At 50.9% G+C, this 24784-nt stretch carries 21 protein-coding genes; 10 read left to right on the top strand and 11 right to left on the bottom strand.

What is annotated here, in order from left to right; translation table 11 throughout:
* The first annotated feature begins 63 nt into the window (after nt 1-63).
* A complete protein-coding gene (locus tag ACO0U8_RS05965; protein WP_056771041.1) occupies nt 64-555 on the top strand; it encodes a YajQ family cyclic di-GMP-binding protein in 492 nt (163 codons plus the stop codon).
* A gap of 64 nt (nt 556-619) precedes the next feature.
* On the opposite strand, the gene ACO0U8_RS05960 is transcribed toward ACO0U8_RS05965, so the two are convergent.
* The 9 genes from ACO0U8_RS05960 to ACO0U8_RS05920 all read right to left on the bottom strand — a co-directional run bounded on the left by ACO0U8_RS05960 (nt 620) and on the right by ACO0U8_RS05920 (nt 11060).
* The gene (locus tag ACO0U8_RS05960; RefSeq protein WP_421670450.1) at nt 620-1918 is read right to left on the bottom strand and encodes a Gfo/Idh/MocA family protein; all 1299 of its coding nucleotides are present in this window, start codon (nt 1916-1918) and stop codon (nt 620-622) included.
* A gap of 153 nt (nt 1919-2071) precedes the next feature.
* Nucleotides 2072-3436, bottom strand: coding sequence for an MFS transporter (locus ACO0U8_RS05955; protein ID WP_162997858.1), 1365 nt, complete (start codon nt 3434-3436; stop codon nt 2072-2074).
* Between the two features lie 187 nt (nt 3437-3623).
* Nucleotides 3624-4508, bottom strand: a complete 885-nt coding sequence (gene cyoE / locus ACO0U8_RS05950; RefSeq protein ID WP_056771048.1) for a heme o synthase — start codon at nt 4506-4508, stop codon at nt 3624-3626.
* A gap of 18 nt (nt 4509-4526) precedes the next feature.
* The gene (locus ACO0U8_RS05945) at nt 4527-4859 is read right to left on the bottom strand and encodes a cytochrome o ubiquinol oxidase subunit IV (protein WP_056771051.1); all 333 of its coding nucleotides are present in this window, start codon (nt 4857-4859) and stop codon (nt 4527-4529) included.
* A complete protein-coding gene (locus ACO0U8_RS05940; protein ID WP_056771054.1) occupies nt 4856-5473 on the bottom strand; it encodes a cytochrome o ubiquinol oxidase subunit III in 618 nt (205 codons plus the stop codon). The genes ACO0U8_RS05945 and ACO0U8_RS05940 overlap by 4 nt, the downstream gene beginning before the upstream one ends.
* Nucleotides 5463-7454 carry a cytochrome o ubiquinol oxidase subunit I gene (gene cyoB, locus ACO0U8_RS05935; protein ID WP_056771058.1) on the bottom strand — a complete coding sequence of 664 codons (1992 nt, stop codon included), beginning with the start codon at nt 7452-7454 and terminating at the stop codon, nt 5463-5465. Before cyoB ends, ACO0U8_RS05940 begins: the two co-directional genes overlap by 11 nt.
* Before the next feature lie 3 nt (nt 7455-7457).
* The gene (cyoA, locus tag ACO0U8_RS05930) at nt 7458-8417 is read right to left on the bottom strand and encodes a cytochrome o ubiquinol oxidase subunit II (RefSeq protein WP_421670449.1); all 960 of its coding nucleotides are present in this window, start codon (nt 8415-8417) and stop codon (nt 7458-7460) included.
* Between the two features lie 436 nt (nt 8418-8853).
* Nucleotides 8854-10332 (bottom strand): muropeptide MFS transporter AmpG, encoded by a 1479-nt coding sequence (ampG, locus tag ACO0U8_RS05925; RefSeq protein WP_421670448.1) that lies wholly within the window; start codon nt 10330-10332, stop codon nt 8854-8856.
* 149 nt (nt 10333-10481) lie between these two features.
* Nucleotides 10482-11060, bottom strand: a complete 579-nt coding sequence (locus ACO0U8_RS05920) for a lipoprotein (protein ID WP_056771066.1) — start codon at nt 11058-11060, stop codon at nt 10482-10484.
* 342 nt (nt 11061-11402) lie between these two features.
* Between ACO0U8_RS05920 and bolA the strand changes: the two genes are divergently transcribed.
* The 9 genes from bolA (at nt 11403) to ACO0U8_RS05875 (ending at nt 22144) form a co-directional block, all read left to right on the top strand.
* Nucleotides 11403-11717, top strand: a complete 315-nt coding sequence (gene bolA / locus ACO0U8_RS05915; protein WP_056771073.1) for a transcriptional regulator BolA — start codon at nt 11403-11405, stop codon at nt 11715-11717.
* A 436-nt stretch (nt 11718-12153) separates the two neighbouring features.
* The gene (gene tig / locus ACO0U8_RS05910) at nt 12154-13458 is read left to right on the top strand and encodes a trigger factor (protein WP_421670447.1); all 1305 of its coding nucleotides are present in this window, start codon (nt 12154-12156) and stop codon (nt 13456-13458) included.
* 416 nt (nt 13459-13874) lie between these two features.
* Entirely contained in the window at nt 13875-14498 is a 624-nt protein-coding gene (gene clpP, locus ACO0U8_RS05905) for an ATP-dependent Clp endopeptidase proteolytic subunit ClpP (protein WP_056771081.1), read from the top strand.
* Nucleotides 14499-14729: 231 nt separating this feature from the next.
* Nucleotides 14730-16004 carry an ATP-dependent protease ATP-binding subunit ClpX gene (gene clpX / locus ACO0U8_RS05900; RefSeq protein WP_056771083.1) on the top strand — a complete coding sequence of 425 codons (1275 nt, stop codon included), beginning with the start codon at nt 14730-14732 and terminating at the stop codon, nt 16002-16004.
* Nucleotides 16005-16195: 191 nt separating this feature from the next.
* Nucleotides 16196-18550, top strand: coding sequence for an endopeptidase La (gene lon / locus ACO0U8_RS05895; protein ID WP_056771086.1), 2355 nt, complete (start codon nt 16196-16198; stop codon nt 18548-18550).
* A 215-nt stretch (nt 18551-18765) separates the two neighbouring features.
* On the top strand, nt 18766-19041 hold the full coding sequence (gene hupB / locus ACO0U8_RS05890; RefSeq protein WP_056771982.1) for a nucleoid-associated protein HU-beta: 276 nt from the start codon (nt 18766-18768) through the stop codon (nt 19039-19041).
* 166 nt (nt 19042-19207) lie between these two features.
* The gene (gene ppiD, locus ACO0U8_RS05885; RefSeq protein WP_421670446.1) at nt 19208-21088 is read left to right on the top strand and encodes a peptidylprolyl isomerase; all 1881 of its coding nucleotides are present in this window, start codon (nt 19208-19210) and stop codon (nt 21086-21088) included.
* A gap of 138 nt (nt 21089-21226) precedes the next feature.
* Nucleotides 21227-21610 (top strand): ComEA family DNA-binding protein, encoded by a 384-nt coding sequence (locus tag ACO0U8_RS05880; RefSeq protein ID WP_421670445.1) that lies wholly within the window; start codon nt 21227-21229, stop codon nt 21608-21610.
* Between the two features lie 117 nt (nt 21611-21727).
* Nucleotides 21728-22144, top strand: a complete 417-nt coding sequence (locus ACO0U8_RS05875; RefSeq protein ID WP_217204993.1) for a YbgC/FadM family acyl-CoA thioesterase — start codon at nt 21728-21730, stop codon at nt 22142-22144.
* A gap of 53 nt (nt 22145-22197) precedes the next feature.
* Here the strand turns inward: ACO0U8_RS05875 and queC are convergent, their stop codons facing one another.
* The gene (queC, locus tag ACO0U8_RS05870) at nt 22198-22896 is read right to left on the bottom strand and encodes a 7-cyano-7-deazaguanine synthase QueC (RefSeq protein WP_217204992.1); all 699 of its coding nucleotides are present in this window, start codon (nt 22894-22896) and stop codon (nt 22198-22200) included.
* Nucleotides 22897-22992: 96 nt separating this feature from the next.
* Entirely contained in the window at nt 22993-24705 is a 1713-nt protein-coding gene (locus ACO0U8_RS05865; protein ID WP_217204991.1) for an SgrR family transcriptional regulator, read from the bottom strand.
* Nucleotides 24706-24784 lie beyond the last annotated feature (79 nt).

Below are 24784 nucleotides of genomic sequence, written 5' to 3'. Positions count from 1 at the left end.
GTTGAAGGCGGTATTATGCACGCCATATAACGTGCAATACAAAAACTACAGGGAGAAGCGATTATGCCGTCTTTTGACATTGTTTCCGAAATCGACATGCAGGAAGTGCGCAACGCCGTGGAAAATGCCAGCCGCGAGCTGCAAACCCGCTGGGATTTCCGCAACATTCCTGCCAGCTTTGATCTCAATGAAAAAAACGAGAGCATCAAAGTCGCCAGCGAATCAGATTTTCAGGTAAACCAGCTGGTCGATATTCTGCGTGAGAAGTTAGCCAAACGTGGCATTGAAGGCGGGGCGCTGGAAATTCCTGAGCAAATGGAGCACAGCGGTAAAACGTACAGCGTTGAAGCGAAACTGCATTCCGGAATTGAATCCGCCCTGGCGAAGAAACTCGTCAAACTGATTAAAGACAGCAAGATTAAAGTGCAGGCGCAGGTTCAGGGTGATGAAGTGCGTGTCACCGGTAAGGCGCGTGATGACTTGCAGGCCGTCATGGCGCTGGTGCGCAACGGTGATCTCGGGCAACCGTTCCAGTTTAAAAACTTCAGAGATTAATAGCCTTTTATCCGGGAAAATGAAAAAGGGACGCTTGAGTTAAGCGTCCCTTTTTTATGATCAGTTACTTGCGCTGCCGCAGTCTTTTCACCAGTTCGAAATCTTTGAAGTAAATCGGTTTGTCATATTGCATCGACAAGTTTCCGGCTATTCCGGTCAGGATCGACATCGCGCCAGCACGGTGATCGGCAGCGCGCTTTAACGGATCCTCTCTGCGTTCGCCGAACAGATCTTCCAGCATGGCATTATCGCCGCCGCCATGGCCGCCTTCTCCCAGCTGGAATTGTGCCTTCCACGGTTCAGCAAATAGCGGATAAACGGTGATTTCTGCCTTCTCGATACTGCCTTCGTTCTCGCGTTTACCGCCGGCATTGACGTAGGACATCTCAACGATTTTCATTTCGATGCGCCCCTGAGTGCCGTTAAACACCACGTTCAACCCTTCCCATGGCAGATACGCGTTCAGCGCATACGTGAGCTGGACTTTGTTCTGATATTTCACCAGCACCGACAATGTATCTTCAATGTTGATACCGTCACTGAACACGCTCTGATCGCGGAAATAGTGATCTTCATGTTCAGCATCCAGATACAGCGCTTTGAGCTGGGCGTTGTCTTCCATGTGCAGCGCAAAGGGATCGTTCTGCGCCTGCGGATAGCCGTGAGCGCGGGGATAAAATTCTGTCACGCCGCGCTTCTCGGCGTTCTCTTTGCCGTAAAAACGCAGGTCACCCTGGGCATAGACTTTCTCCGGCGTACTGTTAAGCCAGAAATTCATCAGGTCAAAGTGATGCGTAGATTTGTGCACCAGCAGGCCACCGGAATTGCGTTTGTCACGGTGCCAGCGGCGGAAGTAATCAGCGCCGTGTTCTGTGTTGAGCAGCCATTCGAAATGCACAGACAGCACGTCGCCGATGGTGTCCTGCATCAGCAGTTCGCGGATTTTGCTGTGATGCGGCGCGTAGCGGTAGTTAAACGCCACCCGCACCTGAAAACCGGTGGCATCGACGGCATCGAGAATGCGCAGCGCACGATTTTCATCAATGGTCATCGGCTTTTCGGTGATCACATCACAACCGGCATGCAGGGCGCGGACAATATAATCATCATGGGTGCGATCCATACTGGTGACAATCACGATGTCGGGTTTGGTTTCCGTGAGCATGTCGCCAAAATCCGCGGCTTTCCAGGTCGGAACCGGCGCGATGTCATTTTGCACCAGTTGCTGATTGGCATAGTCCATGCGGGTCTGATTGGTGTCACAGAAGGCCACAAACTTTGCGTTGTGGCGGTATTTACCGGTGATCGCTTCAATGTATAAACCCGAGCGTCCGCCGGTGCCAACTAAAGCATAGGTTTTCATGAGATCCTCAAAAGGCCCGAAAGCCGTCATCACTGACAAAATTTTGTTAAGGAATTCTTGAGGATAATGATTGAAGAAAATTTTTAAGTGAGGAAAGTCACAAGGGGGGATGAAAATGAAACGCTGTGCCATTTTTTAGCACAGCGTTTGATCTCAGGCGGCGCTGACCAGTTGTTCGAGCGCTTTACGGTTGGTCTGTTTGGTATCGACTTTTACGTAGGCACTGAATTCTTCCGGGACCACAACGGCCTCGGCCACGCCAGGCTGGGCCAGAATGCGTGCCTGCAGGGCGGAGTCTTTTACGGCCAGCTCAGAAAGCGTGATACGCAGGCTGCTGACATACGGCGGCTCGGTCATGGTTGCGCTGACCAGCAGCCAGACCACGGCAATAGCCGCACACAGCAGAAAGACCGCGTCGGCACCGGCGTTACCATAAACATATCCGCCTAAACTCCCGCCAATCGCCACGCCGATAAACTGGCTGGTGGAATACAGCCCCATCGCCGTACCTTTATACCCGGCCGGAGATTCTTTACTGATAAGCGAGGGCAGAATGGCTTCCATGACATTAAACGCCAGGAAGAACAGCTGGATACCCGCGATGACGACCCATAAATGCAGGCCCGCCGACCACAGTACCAGCTCAGCCAGTAACAATACGGCCACACAGCCCATAAAGACTTGCTTCATATGGCGCTTTTTCTCGGCATAAATAATCACCGGGATCACTGCAACAAACGACGTCAGCATGGTGACCAGATACACCCGCCAATGTTCAGCCGGCGGGAAACCTGCGTGCTCCATCACTTGCGGTAATACCACGAAGCTCGACATCAGCAGGATGTGCAAACACAGAATGCCGAAATTCAGTTTCAGCAGTTTCGGGTTGTTGAGCACTTTGCTGAAGCTGCCTTTCACCATACTCGATTCCCGGTTCAGAATATGTGTGGCAGGGGAGGGGACTACGGCGACAGTGATGAGGATAGCGACCAGCGTCAGGCCGGCGATCGCCCAGAATAACGCGTGTAAGCCCCAGGCGTGAGTGATGACAGGCCCGAGTACCATGGCAATCGCAAAGGTCACACCGAAACTGATGCCGATAAACGCCATCGCTTTGGTACGGTTCTGCTCGCGGGTCAGATCTGACAATAATGCCATCACGGCGGCGGCGATGGCGCCGGAACCTTGCAGGGCACGACCGATGATCACGCCCCAGATAGAATCGGTGGAAGCAGCCACGATGCTGCCGATACAGAAGATGATCAAACCAAAGACGATCAGTGGCTTACGGCCAACGCGGTCAGACATCAACCCAAACGGGATCTGGAATACGGCTTGTGCCAGACCATAAATACCGATTGCGATGCCGATCAGCGTTTCGCTGGCACCGGATAACGCCATACCGTAGGTGGTCAGGACGGGTAACACCATGAACATGCCAAGCATGCGTAAAGAAAAAACTGTCCCTAGTCCCCATGTTGCCCGACTTTCCTGCGGGGTCATCTGGTTATCGTTCACATTACTACCTCAAAATAACAATCGTGCATTGTAGTGCTTTTGGCGAGTTAGGGTAAAACGATGGATCTTTAGCAGATATTACGGGTTTGCTTTCCGTCAGAATAAAAGAAAAGGCCAGTATCGCTACTGGCCTTTCAGTGTGCTGATTATCGGAATGAATGACAGCGCGTCAGGCTAACAGCTCATGTTACCAAACGTAGGTTAACATTGACGTCGGTGTTGAACTGAAATCCACAGACATCATGAAACTCAGCGACATGATGGTGATGATAGAGAAGCCAAACAGCTTTCTCGCCCAGACCACATCATTCTCCGCTTTGTAACCTTTTAATGCCATGCCCAGCCACCAGACGCTCACTGCACCGGCGACAATCAGGTATTTATACCCTGCGTAGCCGCTCAGGGTCAGCATCAGCGTGGCAATCATAAACGCCAGAATGTAGACGGTAATATGATGCTTGGCGACGGAAATGCCTTTCACAACCGGCAGAACCGGGATGCCTGCAGCCTGATAATCTTTAAAGCGGAAGATGGCAATCGCGTACGAGTGCGGCATCTGCCACAGGCTGAAAATCAGAAGCAGGATCAACGCACCGGTATCGAACTGGCCGGAAACGGCACAGTAACCAATGACCGGTGGCGCCGCGCCAGACAAGCTGCCAATCAACGTGCCGTAGACCGAATTGCGTTTCATGTACAGGCTGTAAACGCCGACATAAATCACAAAGCCCATCACCGCCAGCCACATGGCCAGCGGGTTGGCACCGATATACAACAACGCAAAGCCCACAATACCCAGAATAGTGGCGTAAACCAGGGTTGTTTTCGGCGGAATAAGTCCTTTTACCAGGGCCCTGTTCTTCGTTCTTTCCATGATCCGGTCGATGTCGCGGTCGATGAAGTTGTTAAATACACAACCCGATGCGACGACCAGCGAAACGCCCACCAAAGTGGCGAGAAAGAGTGGGAAGTCGATGTTGCCTTTGGCAGCAAGGAGAAATCCCCCGATGACAGAAATTAAGTTGCCGAAAATAATTCCTGGTTTCGTTACTTGCAGGTATTGCTTAATCATCACGTGCAGCTCGGCTCTTTAACTGACCATCATATTGAGGTTGAGGTTATACATAATCCACAATGAGCCCACAACGACGATAAAGATAATCACAGCGGTGAACAGAAATGCCACCAGATTCCAGCGCGCTTCCGATGCAGTGCTTAAGTGCAGGAAGAACACCAGATGGACAACGATCTGGATGACCGCGGATGCAACCACGGTGCCAATGATCAGTGAATGCGAAGCAGTATCGCTCATGACCATGGCAAACGGGATAACCGTCAGGATCACTGACAGGATGAAGCCAATCAGGTATGACTTCACGCTGCCGTGGCTTGCGCCGCCGTGGGAAGTGGCAGAATGACTCATGCTAATACCCCCATCAGATAAACAACGGTGAATACACAGATCCAGACAACGTCCAGGAAGTGCCAGAACAGGCTCAGACACATCAGACGGGTTTGGTTAACGGCGTTCAGACCACGACGGCTCACCTGTACCATCATCACGATGATCCAGATAAGACCGCAGGTTACGTGAATCCCGTGGGTGGCGACCAGCGCAAAGAAGGCTGACAGGAAACCACTGCGATCCGGGCCATAACCTTCTTTGATCAGGTGATGGAATTCGTAAACTTCCATGCAGATGAAGCCAAGACCGAACAGGAAGGTCAGGAACAACCAACCATTGACCGCTTTGACGCTGCCCTTGTTCATGCCCAACATGGCCATGCCGTAAGTAATACTACTGAACAGCAGGAAGAAGGTTTCTACCAGAACGAACGGCAGTTCAAAAATATCTTTACCAGTCGGTCCACCCGCAGTCCCGTGCACCAGTACCGCGTAAGTTGCGAACAAGCTCGCAAACAGTACGCAGTCACTCATCAGGTAGATCCAGAAGCCAAAGACTTTGGTCTCGCCCGCATCGTGGTGCCCATGCTCTGCATGGGCTGCGTCGTGGTTAGTCAGGGTATCAGTTGCCATGTTTCACACCTGCTTTACGGATTTGTTCATGATGTAGATTCTCAATACGTTCGACTTCTTCAGCTGATACGTAGTAATCAACATCTTCGTCGAAGCTTTTCACAATCCAGGAAACTACCAGAGCCAGGAAGCTTAATGCTGCCAGCCACCAGATATCCCAGATTAATGCGAAACCGCAAACCAGACTCAACATAGCGATGATGAAGCCTGCGCCGCTGTTACGTGGCATATGAATTTGTTCATATTTTGCAGGTTGCTTGTACGCGTTGCCTTTCTCTTTCATGTCCCAGAACTCATCGCGGTCGTGAATTTGCGGCACGATAGCGAAGTTATAGAACGGAGGAGGAGAAGAGGTTGACCATTCCAGAGTACGTGCATCCCACGGGTCACCGGTCAGATCACGGTTCTGGTCGCGGTCGCGAACGGAAACGAAGATCATGATCAGCTGGCACAGGATACCGATAGCAATCAGCGCCGCACCGCATGCCGCAATAACCAGCAGCGTGTGGAACTCAGGATCGATATTCTGGCTGACGCGACGGGTCATACCCATGAAGCCCAGAACGTACAGCGGCATGAATGCAACGAAGAAACCGATGATCCAGAACCAGAATGAACGCACGCCCCATTTCTCATTCAGCGTGAAGCCGAAGGATTTAGGGAACCAGTAAGTCAGACCTGCGAAGCAACCGAATACCACACCACCGATGATAACGTTGTGGAAGTGAGCAATCAGGAACAGGCTGTTGTGCAACACGAAGTCAGCACCCGGAACCGCCAACAGAACGCCGGTCATACCGCCCACAGAGAAGGTGACGATAAAGCCAACGGTCCACAGCATCGCCGCATTCAGCGTGATACGACCCTGGTACATGGTGAACAGCCAGTTGAAGATTTTCACCCCGGTAGGGATGGAAATGATCATCGTCATGATGCCGAAGAAGGCATTGACGTTAGCGCCTGAACCCATGGTGAAGAAGTGGTGCAACCAAACGACGAACGACAACACGGTGATGGCGATGGTTGCCCATACCAGTGAGGTGTAACCGAACAGACGTTTTTTGGAGAATGTTGCCGTGACTTCAGAGAACACACCAAATACTGGCAGAACCAAAATGTACACTTCCGGATGGCCCCAGGCCCAAATCAGGTTGATGTACATCATCATGTTGCCGCCCATATCATTCGTGAAGAAATGGGTGCCCAGATAACGGTCCAGCGTCAGCAGTGCAACAGTCACGGTCAGAATCGGGAAGGACACGATAATCAACACGTTGGTGCACAGTGCGGCCCAGGTAAATACCGGCATTTTCATCAGCGGCATACCCGGTGCGCGCATCTTCAGGATGGTCGCAAAGAAGTTAACACCGGTCAGCAAGGTACCAATACCGGATATCTGTAGACTCCATATCCAATAATCGACCCCCACGCCCGGACTGTATTCCTTACCAGACAACGGCGGATAGGCCAACCAACCGGTCTGTGCGAACTCACCGACACCCAGAGAGATGTTGATCAGTACCACAGCGGCAGCGGTGAACCAGAAGCTGACGTTGTTCAGGAACGGGAACGCCACGTCGCGCGCACCGATCTGTAAAGGAACGACTACGTTCATCAAACCGATAACGAAAGGCATCGCCATGAAGAAAATCATGATCACGCCGTGCGCGGTAAAGATTTGGTCGTAGTGGTGAGGAGGCAGGAAGCCAGGTTCTCCCGCAGACGCGAGCACCTGCTGGCTACGCATCATGATGGCATCGGCAAAGCCACGCAACAGCATGACGAAGGCCAGAATGATGTACATGATACCTAATTTTTTGTGGTCGACGGAGGTGATCCACTCGGTCCACAGGTACTTCCACTTGCCGAAATAGGTCAGCGCGGCAACGACTGCCAGACCGCCCAAAATGATTGCGGCAACGGTGACCATGATAATCGGTTCATGATACGGAACCGAATCAAGCGTTAATTTTCCGAACATCGTTTATTCCTCGGCTCCGGCTGCGTGAGACTGTCCACCCATATCCATGCCTTTCATGTCACTGCCGGCTGGCATTGGCATGGTATGACCTTCTGGCGCTGCCTTCATGTCATGCATGGAGTATTTGCCAATGATTTCTTTGAACAGACCCGATTTTGCTACAGAGAAGTATTCGACCGGGTTGTCGATGCTCTGTGCTGCCAGTTTGTTGAAGTCATCAGTGGTTGCCAGTTGGTTCGGTGCACTTTTCACTTTCGCTACCCAGGTGTCGAAATCGCCACGGGTTGGGGTCGCAATTGTGTTGAACTTCATGCCAGAGAAACCACGGCCACTGAAGTTTGACGAGATGCCTTTGTAGGTACCGGCTTCATTTGCAATCAAATGCAACTGAGTCTGCATACCGGCCATCGCGTAAATCTGTCCGCCTAACTGAGGAATAAAGAACGAGTTCATGACAGAGTCTGAAGTGACTTTGAATTGAACAGGCACGTCTTTCGGGATAACCAGTTCGTTAACAGTGGCGATGCCCTGTTCCGGATAAATGAACAACCATTTCCAGTCCAGAGAAACGACTTCTACCGTCATCGGTTTTTGGTCAGATACGATTGGCTTGAACGGATCAAGCGCATGGGTGGTCTTCCAGGTAATCGTTGCCAGAATGGCAATGATAATAATTGGAACAGTCCAGACGACGGCTTCAATTTTGTTGGAGTGTGACCAGTTAGGACTGTAGGTTGCTTTTGTATTGGAAGCACGGTACTTCCAGGCAAACGCAAACGCCATGATAATAACTGGAATAACAACGATCAGCATTAAACCGATCGCCGTCAAAATCAGCGTTCTCTGTTCAAGTCCAATTGCTCCCTTGGGATCCATCAATGCCGTATTGCAACCGCTTAACATTAACGCGGAGGCAAATAAGGACAACATCCCAATACTTTTATTGTATTTCTTAAGTCTCATCTAACGACCTCAATAACTAGGGCTCTATTGTCGCTTCAGGTGTGCGGGCATTTTACGGGAAGGTTGCAGGACTGTAAACACGCTTAAACAAGTGTCAAAGCGCTGTTGACACTTTATGTTAACGCAGTCACACATGTCACGGATCGTGACAATTCACAGTGGGCAACAATATGTTGCGTATAGATTTTTTTCTATAGTGATGAAAAACAAGGGGTGACGGAATTTGTAAATATTATTCTCACTGATTATCCGGCCGTAAGGTTTAATTAATGTTAAATTAATGTAGATTTCAGGTGAAATAAAAAGCATGAAATGCGTGACGGAAAAAATAGAACTGAGAATATTATTTTTTTGGGCGGTAAATTGTTGAGCAATATTTATAGATGGATTGTTAAATCAAATCCGCCATTTATTTTGAAAATGAATGGCGGGAAAATCATGCCCGGGCAGTGCGGCGCAGGGAGAGGAAATCGAGCAGGCTACCAAGAACAATCCCCACCAGACAGATCAGCACGCCGGTTTCCAGAAGCAGTATCGTCAGCGATGGCCACGATGCCCAGCCGAGGCTGTTGAGTATCAGCGTTATCAGCCACAAACCCAGCAGCGAACTGCCAACAATCATGCAACGCAACGCCCAGCGATAGGGCGTGCCAAAATGGATCCGCGGCAGGAAACTGTCGGTTTTTTGCGTGTATTCCAGCGTGTCGCGGCAGACTGCCAGCAGCAACAAGCCGGGTACGGCAGCCACGATAGAGAACAGGTAAAACCACGGCCAGCCGTAGGCTTCAACAAACCAGCCGGCAATCGGACCGACATAAACACGGCCCACGGCAGAAAGAGCGGAAAGTAGCGCAAACTGCGTGGCGGAGAAGGAGCGGTTGCACAACGTCATCAGCAAGGCGACGAACGCCGCAGTGCCCATGCCGCCGCACAGATTTTCGAAGAAGATCGCCGCGCCCATGGAATACAGATGCTTATCGGTGACGGCGAGGATCCAGTAACCCGCATTCGAGACGGCCTGTAAAATCCCAAAAAGCATCAGCGCGCGGAACAGGCTCAGACGCTGCATCAGCATTCCGCCTAACAGGGCACCGATGATTGTCGCCAGAAGCCCCAGCGATTTGTTAATAAGCCCGACTTCTCCGGCGTTAAATCCCACGCCGCGGATCAAAAACGTGGTACTCAGGCTGCCTGCAAACGCATCGCCCATTTTGTACATCACGATCAGCAGTAAAATAAGCCAGGCATTGTTACGGCCAAAAAAGTCTTTTAACGGCGCCACCACGGCCATTTCCATGGTGCGCGGTGCAGGCTGTGAATTTTCAGGCTCAGGCGCCATCAGCGTAGCCAATACGCCGCACAGCATCAGGGCGGCCATCAACCAGTACATGTGCTGCCAGCCGAGATAACGATCGGCCAGCCATAATGCCAGCCCGCCGGACACCAGCATCGCCAGCCTGTAGCCCAGCACCGACACCGCCGCACCGTTTCCGCGCTCTTGCGCAGGCAATAAATCCGTCTTATAGGCGTCGAAGACGATGTCCTGAGATGCCGAGGCAAAGGCAATCAAAACCGCCAGGGCCGCCAGCCAGAAAAGATCTTTTGAAGGATCCATAAAGCCCATCGCAAAAATGGCGACCACCAGCAGGAGTTGCGTCAGTACCAGCCAGCCGCGCCGACGCCCGAGAAAAGAGGGCGTGTAGCGATCCATCATCGGCGACCACAGGAATTTGAACACATACGCCTGACCGACCAGCGAAAAAACACCGATTGTTTTCAGGTCGACATTCTCGACCGTCATCCACGCCTGCAAGGTGCCAGAGGTCAGCGCCAGCGGCAAACCGGAGGCAAAGCCCAGCAGAAGTAAAATGAGGGTATTTCGCTGTGTGAAAATCTTAAAGTACTGACTGATCATGAAAAGTATGTTCCTGCGAACCGGTGAAAGAGTGGCGCATGGGCATAATAAAGGAAGGGATGATTATCGGGGAGTAAATTCACTGACTTTATAAAGCATTCTGCCCGGACTCGCCGGGCAGAATGTATTGCACAGAGATCAAACGAAGCTTAGCGTGCGTTAGCTTTGATGAAATCGCTGATGCTGGTGTCTGACGCCATGTCGCTGATGACATCGCCCAGCGTGGTATTCACCGCGTTGGTGATCTTCGCGTTGGTGGCTGACAGTGCACCCTGAACATTGTACGTCGAGCGGTAGTTCTTCACCTGCTTGCTGCCGTTTTTCGCGGTAGCAATGATGGAGATGTCTGCTTTCGTGGTGATGTTGTAACGCAGGTTGCCTTCCTGCACGTCTGCATACAGGTTGTTCACCACGATTTGCAGATCGACTGCGCCGTCAGCACCGATCATGTAACCACGGGCAGTCATTTGTTTTTCCAGAGATTCCTGCAACAGGAAACGCAGATCGCGGGAAGGTGTCAGGGAAATCAGCTGGCCGTCACGGTTCACTTTCGCCAGTGCCTGATCCTGACGCTGGTCAGCGCCGTTGATGCTGATGGTGATGCCCTGAAGCGTTGGATCCTGCGAAGGCAGAACAATTTTCGGCGACACGTCCAGCGTGTTGGTGCTGGTGGCGCAACCTGCCAGCATCAGCATCGCCAGAACGGGAAAAATGATTTTCTTTAACATGTGTGTTTTCTCAATATTTATAAGGGAATAGTGCTCAAAAATATGCCGACATCATAACATTGCCATTTGCGGGTGGAAGTCCCAACAATCTGGAAAAGCGATTTTTTAGCGTTTTTTTTCATCAGGAAAGCGGATTACGAACTTCATGCGTGGCGAAGCCGCGATTTCTTTGACAGACTGAGCGCCGTTTTTATCAATCATTCTTATAAATTTTTTAATGTGATTAACGTGGACGTCGGAAAACAGCCTATTCTTTAAGGGTAGGGAATGAAAGTGAAGGAATGTTACTGAAGGGAACCCGACGGGCGCAGTTCTCTGCTGATGCGGTGTAAGGAGATAGCGATGATTCGTGAGCAAATAGAAGCAAAATTGGCTGAGGCATTCGAGCCCTCGTTTCTGGAAGTGACTGACGAAAGCTATCGTCATAATGTACCGGCAGGCTCAGAAAGCCATTTTAAAGTCGTTATGGTGTCCGATAAATTCCTGGGAGAGCGTTTTCTGGCGCGGCACCGGGCTATTTATGGTCACTTAACCGAAGAACTCGCAGGCAGCGTCCATGCGCTGGCATTACACACCTACACCCGTAAAGAATGGGAAGGGTTACAGGACACGGTACCGGCATCGCCGCCGTGTCGTGGTGCCGGAACAATGGCCTGATCGTCGCGATCTGATTCACAAAAGGCATAAATATCGTCGTTTGACGCAGTATCACTGGAACTTTCCTTGTCAGATGCGGTATTAGTAGATGCGAATTTCATGAAACGGCCCGCGGGCCGTTTTTGTTTTTCTTACGACCGGCAGACGATAAGGGCAGTTTTCGCCTCTGCATCGACCGCATTTTTCGAAGGATCGAGTTCCCGTGTGAGTTTCCCTCCCGTGCAACAGACACCGTCCTCGACTCAATGCGTCTGCGTCGCTATAATGTCGCGTCTAATTTTTCCGGAATGGTTTCGGACGCTCTCGAATACAGGGCTACGTTCTGATACAGAACTGTCCCGGTTCTTAGAAGTCGTTTTCAAGGTAAGTTTGCGCTCATCTTGAGAACGACTTCTGGAGTTGACCGAGCACTGTGATTTTTTTTTGAGGTAACAAGATGCAAGTTTCTGTTGAAACCACTCAAGGCCTTGGGCGCCGCGTAACGATTACTGTTCCTGCTGAAAGCATTGAAAAAGCAGTGAGCAGTGAACTGATCAACGTCTCTAAAAAAGTACGTATTGACGGCTTCCGTAAAGGCAAAGTACCAAGCCACATCATCGAACAGCGTTATGGCGCGTCAGTACGTCAGGACGTACTGGGTGATCTGATGCAACGCAACTTTGTTGATGCAATCATCAAAGAAAAAATCAATCCAGCTGGCGCACCTAACTACATCCCGGGTGAGTACAAGCAGGGTGAAGACTTCAACTTCTCCGTAGAATTCGAAGTGTACCCGGATGTTGAGCTGAAAGATCTGGAAAACATCGAAGTTGAAAAACCTGTTGTTGAAGTTAACGACGCTGATGTTGATACCATGCTGGAAACTCTGCGTAAGCAACAAGCTGACTGGAAAGAAACGGATGCAGCAGTCACCGCAGAAGACCGCGTTACTGTAGATTTCTCCGGTTCTATCGACGGCGAAGATTTCGAAGGCGGCAAAGCCTCTGATTTCGTACTGGCTATGGGCCAGGGCCGCATGATCCCAGGCTTCGAAGAAGGTCTGGTCGGTCATAAAGCCGGTGAAGAATTCACGATCGACGTGAACTTCCCGGAAGATTACCACGCTGAAAATCTGAAAGGTAAAGCGGCTAAGTTCGTTATTACCCTGAAGAAAGTTGAAGAGCGTGAGCTGCCAGAACTGACCCCAGAATTCATCAAACGTTTCGGCGTGGCTGATGGTTCTGTTGACGGTCTGCGTGCTGAAGTGCGTAAAAATATGGAACGTGAGCTGAAAGGTGCTGTTCGTAACCGCATCAAAACTCAGGCAATCGACGGTCTGGTCAGCGCTAACGAAATCGACGTGCCAGCGGCACTGATCGACGGCGAAGTTGACGTTCTGCGTCGCCAGGCTGCACAGCGTTTTGGTGGCAACGAAAAACAAGCGCTGGAATTGCCACGCGAGTTGTTCGAAGAGCAAGCCAAACGTCGCGTTGTTGTCGGTCTGCTGCTGGGCGAAGTGATCAGCCAGCACGAACTGAAAGCTGACGAAGATCGCGTTAAAGCGCTGATCGAAGAAATGGCTTCTGCGTACGAAGATCCACAGGAAGTTGTTGAGTTCTACAGCAAAAACAAAGAGCTGATGAACAACATGCGTAACGTCGCGCTGGAAGAACAAGCGGTCGAAACTCTGTTGTCTAAAGCGAAAGTGACTGAAAAAGCCACTACCTTTACCGAGCTGATGAACCAGACTCAACCTGCATAATTTTATTGCACGTTGCTGAATCTGTCCGCAGATTCACCTCCTGAAGCCCGCAGTTTTCACTGCGGGCTTTTTATTTGCCAAAAATCAGGTATTTTTGTTTTGACTGTTGTTTTTGCACTATATTTAGCTCTATAAGGCACAACCTACGTAGAAACGTTCGATAGTCATCAGCAACAGTGATGTGAACGGTGCAAATTGGGGGAGAAAGAAAAGAATTATCACGGCAGGCTTGAAAAAGGGGCCTAAATCCCCCAATTGATAAACACGAACTTAGGTAAATTTGTAGTCAGAATCTGACTGATAACGACCGTCAGGCGTGTAAATGGCGACTTGGCCGCTTGAGCATAGTCATGTGTGTCTATCTCAAGTAGAATCGGTTTTAAATAGCGCCAAACAGAATCTATTAGGAGACGGTTATGTCATACAGTGGTGAAAGAGAGCAATTTGCACCAAACATGGCGTTGGTACCCATGGTGGTTGAGCAAACTTCACGGGGCGAGCGTTCATACGACATCTTCTCCCGTCTGCTTAAGGAACGCATCATCTTCCTGACCGGCCAGGTCGAAGACCATATGGCTAACCTGATTGTTGCCCAGATGCTGTTTCTGGAAGCAGAAAGCCCGGAAAAAGACATCTACCTTTACATCAACTCACCGGGTGGCGTGATCACTGCCGGGATGTCGATTTATGACACCATGCAGTTCATCAAGCCGGACGTCAGCACAATTTGTATGGGTCAGGCTTGTTCAATGGGCGCGTTCCTGTTGACTGCGGGTGCGGAAGGTAAGCGTTTCTGCCTGCCAAACTCACGCGTGATGATCCACCAGCCACTGGGCGGTTTCCAGGGGCAGGCAACGGATATCGAGATCCATGCGAAAGAAATCCTGAAAGTGAAATCCCGTATGAATGAGCTGATGGCGAAACATACCGGCAAGACACTGGAAGAAATTGAGCGCGATACAGAGCGTGACCGTTTCCTGTCTGCTGATGAGGCTGTACAGTACGGTTTAGTGGATTCCGTATTTACCCATCGCGCCTGACGGCTCAATTGTGCCGGGCTGATGGTCTATAGTTATACTCATACGGAGGTTATCCGGGCGGATATTTTCCTGTGAAGGAAAAAGAGTACATCACAAATGACACTTTTCCGCCCGATGTGAGTCATAACATGAATGAACAGACATCAGCCACCATGCGGCTGTTGTGTAATATGGTCGTGTCGCAGTGTTATTGTAACGCTGCGGGACTGATACTAGAGAAGAGGTTTACTGATGACAGATAAGCGCAAAGACGGTTCAGGAAAGCTGCTGTACTGCTCTTTTTGCGGCAAAAGCCAGCATGAAGTGCGTAAGCTGATTGCCGGGCCGTCAGTGTATATCTGCGATGAATGTGTCGATTTGTGTAATGACATTATTCGCGAAGAGATTAAAGAAGTCGCGCCACACCGCGAACGCAGTGCTTTACCGACGCCGCACGAAATCCGTCAGCACCTTGACGATTACGTTATCGGTCAGGAACCTGCGAAGAAAGTGTTGGCCGTGGCGGTGTATAACCACTACAAACGCTTGCGCAATGGTGACACCAGCAATGGTATCGAATTGGGCAAAAGTAACATTCTGCTGATCGGGCCTACCGGTAGCGGTAAAACGCTGCTGGCTGAAACTCTGGCGCGTTTCCTGGATGTGCCATTCACTATGGCCGATGCCACCACGCTGACCGAAGCCGGTTATGTGGGGGAAGATGTTGAAAACATCATTCAGAAACTGCTGCAGAAATGTGATTACGACGTTCAGAAAGCGCAACGCGGTATTGTTTACATTGACGAAATCGACAAGATTTCTCGCAAGTCTGACAACCCATCGATTACACGTGACGTGTCCGGTGAAGGTGTTCAGCAAGCGTTGCTGAAACTGATTGAAGGTACGGTTGCCGCTGTGCCGCCGCAGGGCGGACGCAAGCACCCGCAGCAGGAATTCCTGCAAGTCGATACGTCGAAAATCCTCTTTATCTGTGGTGGTGCGTTTGCCGGCCTGGATAAAGTGATTGGTCAGCGTATCAACACCAGTACCGGTATTGGTTTTGGTGCTGAAGTTAAAGGCAAAGAGCAAAAAGCCACTGAAGGTCAGTTGCTGGCACAGGCTGAACCGGAAGATTTGATCAAGTTTGGTCTGATCCCTGAGTTCATTGGCCGTCTGCCCGTGGTGGCAACCCTGAGTGAACTGAATGAAGAAGCACTGATTCAAATTCTGAAAGAGCCGAAAAATGCCCTGACTAAGCAATATCAGGCGTTATTCAATCTGGAAGGCGTTGAACTGGAATTCCGCGATGAAGCGCTGATTGCGATTGCTAAAAAAGCCATGAACCGTAAAACCGGTGCCCGTGGCCTGCGCTCAATCGTTGAAGCCGCATTGCTGGATACTATGTATGATCTGCCGTCGCTCGACGATGTGGAAAAAGTGGTGATTGATGAATCCGTCATTGCGGGCCAGTCAGAACCTCTGATGATTTATGGCAAACCCGAGGCGCAGCAAGCGTCTGGTGAATAATTAGCCAAACTATCCAGAGAGTTAGCCACAAAATGGGGGATTTAGTCCCCCATTTTTTTTTCGCACATTCTTATCGTTGAATGTCGGACATTCATCCCCATATACTCAGTTAACGACTTGCTGAAACCCGTCTGACTCGTGTTTCACGAGATTTCCTTAACCTGGCGGAAGCTAAACTAAGAGAGAGCTCTATGAACCCTGAGCGTTCTGAACGCATAGAAATCCCCGTATTGCCTCTGCGCGATGTGGTGGTTTATCCGCACATGGTGATCCCGTTGTTTGTTGGCAGGGAAAAATCGATTCGGTGCCTTGAAGCCGCGATGGATCACGACAAAAAAATCATGCTGGTTGCGCAGAAAGAAGCGTCTACCGATGAGCCGGGCGTTAACGATCTCTTCTCCGTAGGTACGGTTGCCTCAATATTACAAATGCTGAAGCTGCCGGATGGCACTGTAAAAGTGCTGGTGGAAGGGTTACAACGCGCACGCATTACCACGCTTTCTGACAGTGGTGAGCATTTTGCTGCCCAGGCAGAATACCTTGAATCTCCTGCCGTGGATGAACGCGAGCAGGAAGTCTTGGTACGCACAGCGATTAATCAGTTTGAAGGCTACATCAAGCTGAACAAAAAAATCCCGCCAGAGGTGCTGACTTCACTCAACAGCATTGAAGATGCTGCACGTCTGGCTGACACCATTGCTGCACATATGCCCCTGAAACTCGCTGACAAACAGTCCGTACTGGAAATGTTTGATATCACCGAGCGTCTTGAGTATTTGATGGCGATGATGGAATCGGAAATCGATCTGTTACAGGTTGAGAAACGCATCCGTAACCGTGTCAAAAAGCAGATGGAAAAGAGCCAGCGCGAGTACTATCTGAATGAGCAAATGAAAGCGATTCAGAAAGAACTTGGCGAAATGGACGACACGCCTGATGAGCATGAGGCGCTGAAACGCAAAATCGAAGCGGCTAAAATGCCGAAAGAAGCGCGTGAAAAAACAGAAGCTGAACTGCAAAAGCTGAAAATGATGTCGCCGATGTCCGCCGAAGCCACCGTTGTTCGTGGTTATATCGACTGGATGCTTCAGGTGCCATGGAATGCCCGCAGTAAAGTGAAAAAAGATCTGCGTAAAGCGCAGGAAGTTCTGGATACCGATCACTTTGGCCTCGAGCGTGTTAAAGATCGCATCCTTGAGTATCTTGCAGTTCAGACGCGCGTCAGCAAAATCAAAGGGCCGATCCTGTGTCTGGTAGGGCCTCCGGGTGTGGGTAAAACGTCACTCGGTCAGTCCATCGCGCGTGCTACAGGGCGTGAATATGTCCGTATGGCGCTGGGTGGGGTGCGTGATGAAGCGGAAATCCGCGGTCATCGCCGTACTTACATTGGTTCCATGCCGGGCAAACTGATCCAGAAAATGGCGAAAGTTGGGGTGAAAAACCCACTGTTCCTGCTCGATGAAATCGACAAAATGTCTTCTGACATGCGTGGCGATCCGGCTTCAGCCCTGCTTGAAGTGCTCGATCCTGAGCAAAACGTCGCGTTCAACGATCACTATCTGGAAGTCGATTATGACCTGTCAGACGTGATGTTTGTCGCAACGTCGAACTCAATGAACATCCCGGCACCGCTGCTTGACCGTATGGAAGTGATCCGTCTTTCCGGTTATACCGAAGATGAAAAACTGAACATCGCTAAACAGCATTTGTTGCCGAAACAGATCGAACGTAATGCACTTAAAAAGAACGAACTGACGGTAGATGACAGTGCGATTATCGGCATCATTCGTTTCTATACCCGTGAAGCGGGCGTGCGTAGTTTAGAACGTGAGTTGTCTAAACTCTGCCGTAAAGCGGTTAAACAATTGCTGATGGATAAAGCCATCAAGCACATTGAAATTAACGGCGATAATCTGAAAGATTTCCTCGGCGTGCAAAAGGTCGATTATGGCCGTGCTGATACCGAAAACCGTGTAGGCCAGGTGACGGGTCTGGCGTGGACCGAAGTGGGCGGCGAGCTGCTGACTATCGAAACGGCCTGCGTACCGGGCAAAGGTAAGCTGACGTATACCGGTTCTCTCGGTGAAGTGATGCAGGAATCCATTCAGGCGGCGCTGACGGTTGTGCGTGCACGCGCTGACAAACTGGGCATCAACCCTGACTTCTACGAAAAACGTGATATTCACGTTCACGTACCTGAAGGGGCAACGCCGAAAGACGGTCCGAGTGCCGGTATTGCAATGTGTACCGCACTGGTGTCTTGTCTGACGGGTAATCCGGTTCGCGCCGACGTGGCGATGACGGGCGAGATCACCTTGCGCGGTCTGGTTCTGCCAATCGGTGGGCTGAAAGAGAAACTGCTGGCTGCACACCGTGGTGGTATCAAAGTGGTGCTGATCCCTGACGATAACAAACGCGATCTGGAAGAAATTCCAGCGAACGTATTGGCAGACCTCGAGATCCATCCGGTTAAGCGCATTGATGATGTTCTGAACTTTGCACTGCAAAATCCAGCTTACGGTGCATTACCGGTAGCGGCAAAATAGTGACGTCGACTTACACAGTTGAATAAAACTCAGGCTGGCAGGTGAAATCTCACTTGCCAGCTTTTTTTTGTGCCGTTAAGTTAGTCAACGGTCAGAAGGTTTCAGGCTGCTTTCAGTCGCTTGCATAGCCCTGACAAGATTGATATAACAGCAGCGCGGTCACGTCCGAAGGGAAATTCGGCGTGATGAGAGAATTTTAAGAGGGGATGAAAAGAGTGAATAAGTCACAATTGATCGACAAAATTGCTGCCGGTGCTGATATTTCTAAAGCCGCAGCGGGACGTGTTTTGGATGCTGTTCTTGCATCTGTGACGGATACCCTGAAAGCTGGGGAAGAAGTCGCTCTGGTAGGTTTTGGTACGTTTTCAGTGCGTGAACGTTCAGCGCGTACCGGCCGTAACCCACAGACCGGTAAAGAAATCAGCATTGCAGCAGCTAAAGTACCTGGCTTCCGTGCAGGTAAAGCGCTGAAAGATGCCGTTAACGGCTAATTACCCGAAGGGCTGACGTCAAATCTGTGTGAAGCGCATCACTGATGCCTGTTTACTCAGGTCTGGTTGTTAAACAATAACCTGACGTCACCGGGCTGGTAAGGTAAGATACAAGGCGCATCGAAAACGGTGCGCTTTTTTTATTACAGCGGAGTGTTGCCTCACTATGATGGACAATTTACGCGCGGCGTCCAATAACGTCGTGCTCAAAATCATTCTGGCCCTGATTATTCTGTCCTTTATTTTGACAGGGGTGGGCAACTACCTGGTCGGCGGTTCAGGCGACTATGCAGCGAAAGTGAATGGTCAGGAAATCGGTCGTGCACAGCTGGAACAAGCAGTGCAAAACCAGCGTAGCCGACTGCAGCAACAGCTTGGAGATCAATTCTCTGCGCTGGCGGGCAGCGATGGTTATATGCAGCAGTTGCGCCAGGAATCCCTGAACAACCTGATTGACGTCACTTTGCTGGATCAGTATTCCAAAAAGCTCGGCTTTGCCGTCAGCGATCAGCAGATCAAAGACGCGATTTTTGCGACCCCACAATTCCAGACTAATGGCCGTTTCGACAACGCCAAATACCTGCAAAGCATCCAGAGCATGGGTTACAGCGCAGATAATTTTGCTCAGTTAATGAAACAGCAATTGATCAGCCAGCAGCTCGAACAAGCCTACGGTCAGACTGACTTTATTCTGCCTGTTGAAAGCACAACGCTCGGCGCGTTGATCCTGCAAACCCGTGACGTGCATACGGCAACGCTGGACACAGACACGCTGGCCGCTAAGCAACAAGTTACTGATGCAGAAGTGCAGGCGTTCTACGACCAAAACAAGAATAACTTCTTGTCCCCTGAGCAGGTGAAAGTCAGCTACATCGAAATGGATGCCGCGGCCATGCAGGGTAAAGCCGACGTGACTGATGCCGACATCAGCGCTTACTACGACCAGCATAAGAACGAGTTTGGCCAGCCTGAACGTCGTCGTTACAGCGTAATCGTCCTGAAAACTCAGGCTGACGCTGATGCGGTCGCTACCCAACTGAAAAGCGGTTCTGATTTCGCAGAACTGGCGAAAACTAAATCTACCGATGCACTGAGTGCGAAGCAGGGGGGGGATTTAGGCTGGATGGAACCTGAAACCACATTGCCAGAATTCAAAAGCGCCAATCTGACCACCAAAGGTCAGGTTTCCGGTGTGATTAAATCGGACAATGGTTTCTTCATCCTGCGTCTTGAAGACATCAAACCTGAACAGGTTAAGCCTCTGACTGAAGTGCGCGCCAGCATCACTGATAAGCTCAAACAAGAGAAATCACTGGATGCTTACTATGCGCTGCAGCAGAAAGTCAGTGAAGCCGCGACAAACGACAACGAGTCTCTGGCTTCGGCTGAAGAAGTTGCCGGTGTGAAAGCGGTACACACTGACTGGTTCACTCAGAATCAAATCCCGGCAGGCATCAATTTCAAACCTGTTGTGCAGGCGATTTTTGAAGGTGGTCTGATTGGTCAGGACGGTGCTCCTGGCAGTAACTCTGACATCATTACTGTTGATGGCGATCGTGCGTTTGTCATTCGTGTCGATGCGCACAAAGCCGAAGGCGTTAAGCCTTTTGCTGAAGTGAAAGATCAGGTGACTACTTTGGTTAAACGCCAGAAAGCACAAGATCAGGCACGCATGGAAGGCGAGAAACTGCTGACAGCCCTGAAAGAGGGTAAAGGCGATGACGCAATGAAAGCCGCAGGTCTGAGCTTTGGTGATGTGCAGAAAGTACAGCGCAGCCAGCAGCCTTCTGCTTTCGAAGAAAATGTCTTCGCACTGCCGCATCCACAGAAAGACCAGGCCGTTTACGGCTTGTCTCAGGATCCAAAAGGGAACAGCGTGTTGATTAAACTCACTGCCGTTACCCCGGGTGCTGTGCCGGAAGCGGATGCCGCACGTTTTGCGCAGGAAATGCAACAAACCTCCTCAAACGTGACCTTTGATGCGCTGCTGACAAACCTGCGTCAGGAAGCAAAAATCAAGTTCGGTTCTGCTGCACAAAACCAGTAAACGCCGCAAAGTTTTGCAACGCGTTGCAACAAACAAAGGCCGCTTTCGCGGCCTTTTCCACATCTGAAAGTTGCCCATTGTCCGGTTTTTATTCCTGATGCACTCTCTTCGTGCTGTCAAACACATGGAGGATACAGCATGAAAAAACTAGGCATTACTTCACTCTCTCTCGCTCTGGCTCTTGGGCTTTCAACGTTGCCTGTGATGTTACAGGCCGCACCCAATGCGTCCGGTACTGTTGCCACGACATCTGTGGCACCGGCAACAACGGCGGGGAAAGTGGCGGGTCCGCAGGTGAAAAAAGAGCAGGCCGCGGTGACTGACGACACCACCGTCAGCATTAATACGGCCACAGCGGAAGAATTTGCCAGGGCGATGAACGGTGTAGGGATGAAGAAGGCGCAGGCCATTATCAGCTACCGTGAAGAGCTCGGGCAATTCACTGATATTGAACAGCTTCGCGAAGTGCCGGGTATTGGCGCTGCACTGTTTGAACGTAACAAGGACCGTCTGAAATTGTGACGGATGTCGCGGCGGCGAACCCTTAACGGTTGCCGCCGTTTTCTTCTGCTAATCTCTTAAGACATCTGACCAGTTTGGTTTGTACCTCAGGCGAGACGCAGGAGTTTTTTAATCACTATGCATACGTTTATTAAAGTTCGTGGTTTTCACATCGATGTTTACCAGCATGTTAACAATGCGCGTTATCTGGAATTTCTGGAAACCGCCCGCTGGGAATGGCTGGACAATCAGTCCGGCTTCCAGTGGATGAGCCAAAACAACATTGCTTTCATTGTGGTAAATATCAACATCAATTACCGCAAGCCTTCGGTGCTCGGGGATGTTTTACGCATCGACAGCAGCCTTCAGCAGTTGAATGGTCGCAGTGGAGTCATTGAGCAGGTGGTAACCCGTGAGGGTGATGTCGTGGCGGATGCTACGCTGACCTTCGTGTGTATTGATTTACGCACACAAAAGGCCTTGCCGCTGGAAGGTGAGTTGCTGGAAAGATTACGTGAACTTGAGCTGGAAAATGACGCGGCCAATCATGAATGACTGACATAACCACGGGCGGCGAAAGGGCTGCCCGCGGTTATCCGTCAGGTACTTTAACGCAGACCGGTTTTCTTTTTCAGACTGGCCATCACGCCCGCCTGATCTTGCTGATACTGTTGAAGACCGTTGGCGCGCAGGTGGCAGGCGGCACACTCCCCACACCCGTCACCGGCGATGCCGTTGTAACAGGTCAGAGTATGATGGCGAACCAGGTTGAGCTGCTGATAATAATCTGCCAGCGCCCAGGTTTCGGCTTTGTTCAGCCACATCAACGGGGTTTCAAAACGCACATCGCGCGCCAGACCCAAAGACACTGCATGATTCAGCGCTTTGACAAATTCATCACGACAATCCGGGTAGCCGGAGAAATCGGTTTCGCACACACCGGTAATGACCGCTTCTGCCTGGATCTGATAAGCGTAAATGGCCGCCAGTGTCAGGAACAGAATATTACGACCCGGTACAAATGTGCTGGGTAAACCGCCTTCAGTTTCCTCACCAAAGCCCGGTACCGGAATGTTATCGCGAGTCAGGCTGCTGACCGCCAGTTCATTGAGCAAACCGACATCCAGCACTTTGTGGGCACGCGCGCCCAACTGCACTGACAGTTTTTGCGCGATCTCAATCTCAGCACGATGTCGCTGACCGTAATCGAAAGTGACGCAATGTACTTCGTCATACTCTTTCAAAGCCTGAATCAGACAGGTTGTTGAATCTTGTCCACCGCTAAAAACCACCACTGCTCTTTTCATTCTGATTTCCTGTTTACTGAACTGACCGCGCATCGGGCAGCAAAACCACGCTCATGGTACTTACCTTTGCCGCCGTAGTGTAGCGAAACAGCTGCTTCAGTCATTTTCAGATTGCAACGGCGGCGGAACCCACGCCTGACAGAAATCGAACCAGCCCCATGCCGTCAGCTGAACTCCGCTGATGCGCGGCGGCGCGCTCACCTGATACTGATAGTTGAACAGCGGTGTAATAATGCTGCGCACCATCCACTGATAAAAATGATCGCGCAGTTCTTCAGACCGCCTGTTTTCCTGCGGGATTTGCTGAATATGGCTCAATCGTCCTTGCTGCAAGATAAGATCTTCTTCGCGCAAAATCCCCGGCCACAACGGATCCTGTTGCAGCCAGTTCTCCAGCGTGGCTTCCGGAGATTCACCGATCAGCCGGTCGCCCAGCAGCAGATCTGCCGATTCCAGTAATTCGCCGTCTTCCCACAACCGGCCCGCGTGATAAACCACTTCCAGCGCACAACCTTCTTCCGCCAGCTTTTCCCGTAACGCCTGAGCCACCAGTTCAAACTCCACGGGCGGATGGTAAAGCAGACGCAGAGTTTCAGGCAGCTGAACATCCGCAAGGTCGTGAACCGGGATCGGCCAGCCGGGCAGCATTTCTTTACTGGCTTTCACCAGATCATGATCGATCGGCAGATTATCCAGCATGCCGCTGCGCTGGATAATTCGGATGACTTTTTGCGCCTGTGCTTCACTGAGCACGCCGCGTCGCAAGTTAGTAGCAATGTAACAAAAACCAAGACTGGTGCTTCGCCGGACGGGTTTTACCTGCGAAAGCTCGTTCTGTTCGCCAAGAATAATTCTGACCGGATGCTGACAACTGACATTGTCCCGCTGAGCAAAAAGTTGTGGAGTGATCCAAAACTCAATAGCGGCCAGATAGGGATGTTGTAAAGGGTAATAGGTGTGTTGCTCGAGGCGGATAAGCTCAGGGGTGAAGGTGGTCAGGCGAAACGGTCCGGCGCCGATATGCGGATCGTCCGGATGAGCCAACAGACAATTGAGGTCGGCAAAACGGTGTGCCAGCCAGTAATCCGGTTTATCCAGATCGAACTGCAAACACAGCGCATGAGGCTGAGATAATGTCACCACTGACGCCAGATTATGTTTACCGCGTGCTGACTCGCGAAGTTGCTGAAAGCGTGCGACCAGTTGCGCGGTTTTTAACGGTTCACCGTTATGCCAGAAAAGCTGACTGCGCAGAAAAAACTGCCAGGTTTTTCCGTCATTACTGACGTGCCAGTGATGCGCCAGATTGGGCTGCGGTGAGGTATCACCGGGGATAAAGCGCGTTAAACCTGCATGTATAGTATGCGCCAGGTGTTGTTCAGCGCGGCCGGTAAGCGTTAGCGGATCTAAAGGCTGGAGAGGGCGATAATAGGGAATGCGCAGCGTCGGCGCATCTTCCTGCCACTGGCCGCCAAGATGCGGCGCGAGCAGGGTATTCAGATGCGAAGGATCCAGCTGGCTCAGTTGCAGCGCGGCAGAATGTTCACCCTTTTTCAGTAATTCCTGTAAATACGTTCCGCGTAACTCTTCCGGTGTTTTGAGGCAGCTTAGCGATGCGCGTTTTCCGCGACCAGCCTGCGACTGCCAGCGGATCCAGCCGGCATTTTGAAAGTGCATCAGTAGCGTTCGGGTGTGGCGTTCGCTGCAACAGAAGATTTCTGCCAGTTCTGCCACGGTAAATTGAGCCGGATGCGATCCGGTTTTCAGGTACAGACGCTGAAACTGATTAAGCCGATTTTGCAGACGCACGGTAAATACGGAACCTCAGGAGTAGGGTAAATTTTTCCTGTTCAGCATATCCCAGCTGACGCGACCAGACTTGAAGTAA

Source organism: Rahnella sp. EDr1-12 (assembly GCF_049206505.1).
GTDB classification, from domain to species: Bacteria; Pseudomonadota; Gammaproteobacteria; order Enterobacterales; family Enterobacteriaceae; genus Rahnella; species Rahnella rivi.
Note: the sequence above shows the minus strand (reverse complement) of the source record. Positions and strands in the feature narration are given on the sequence as shown.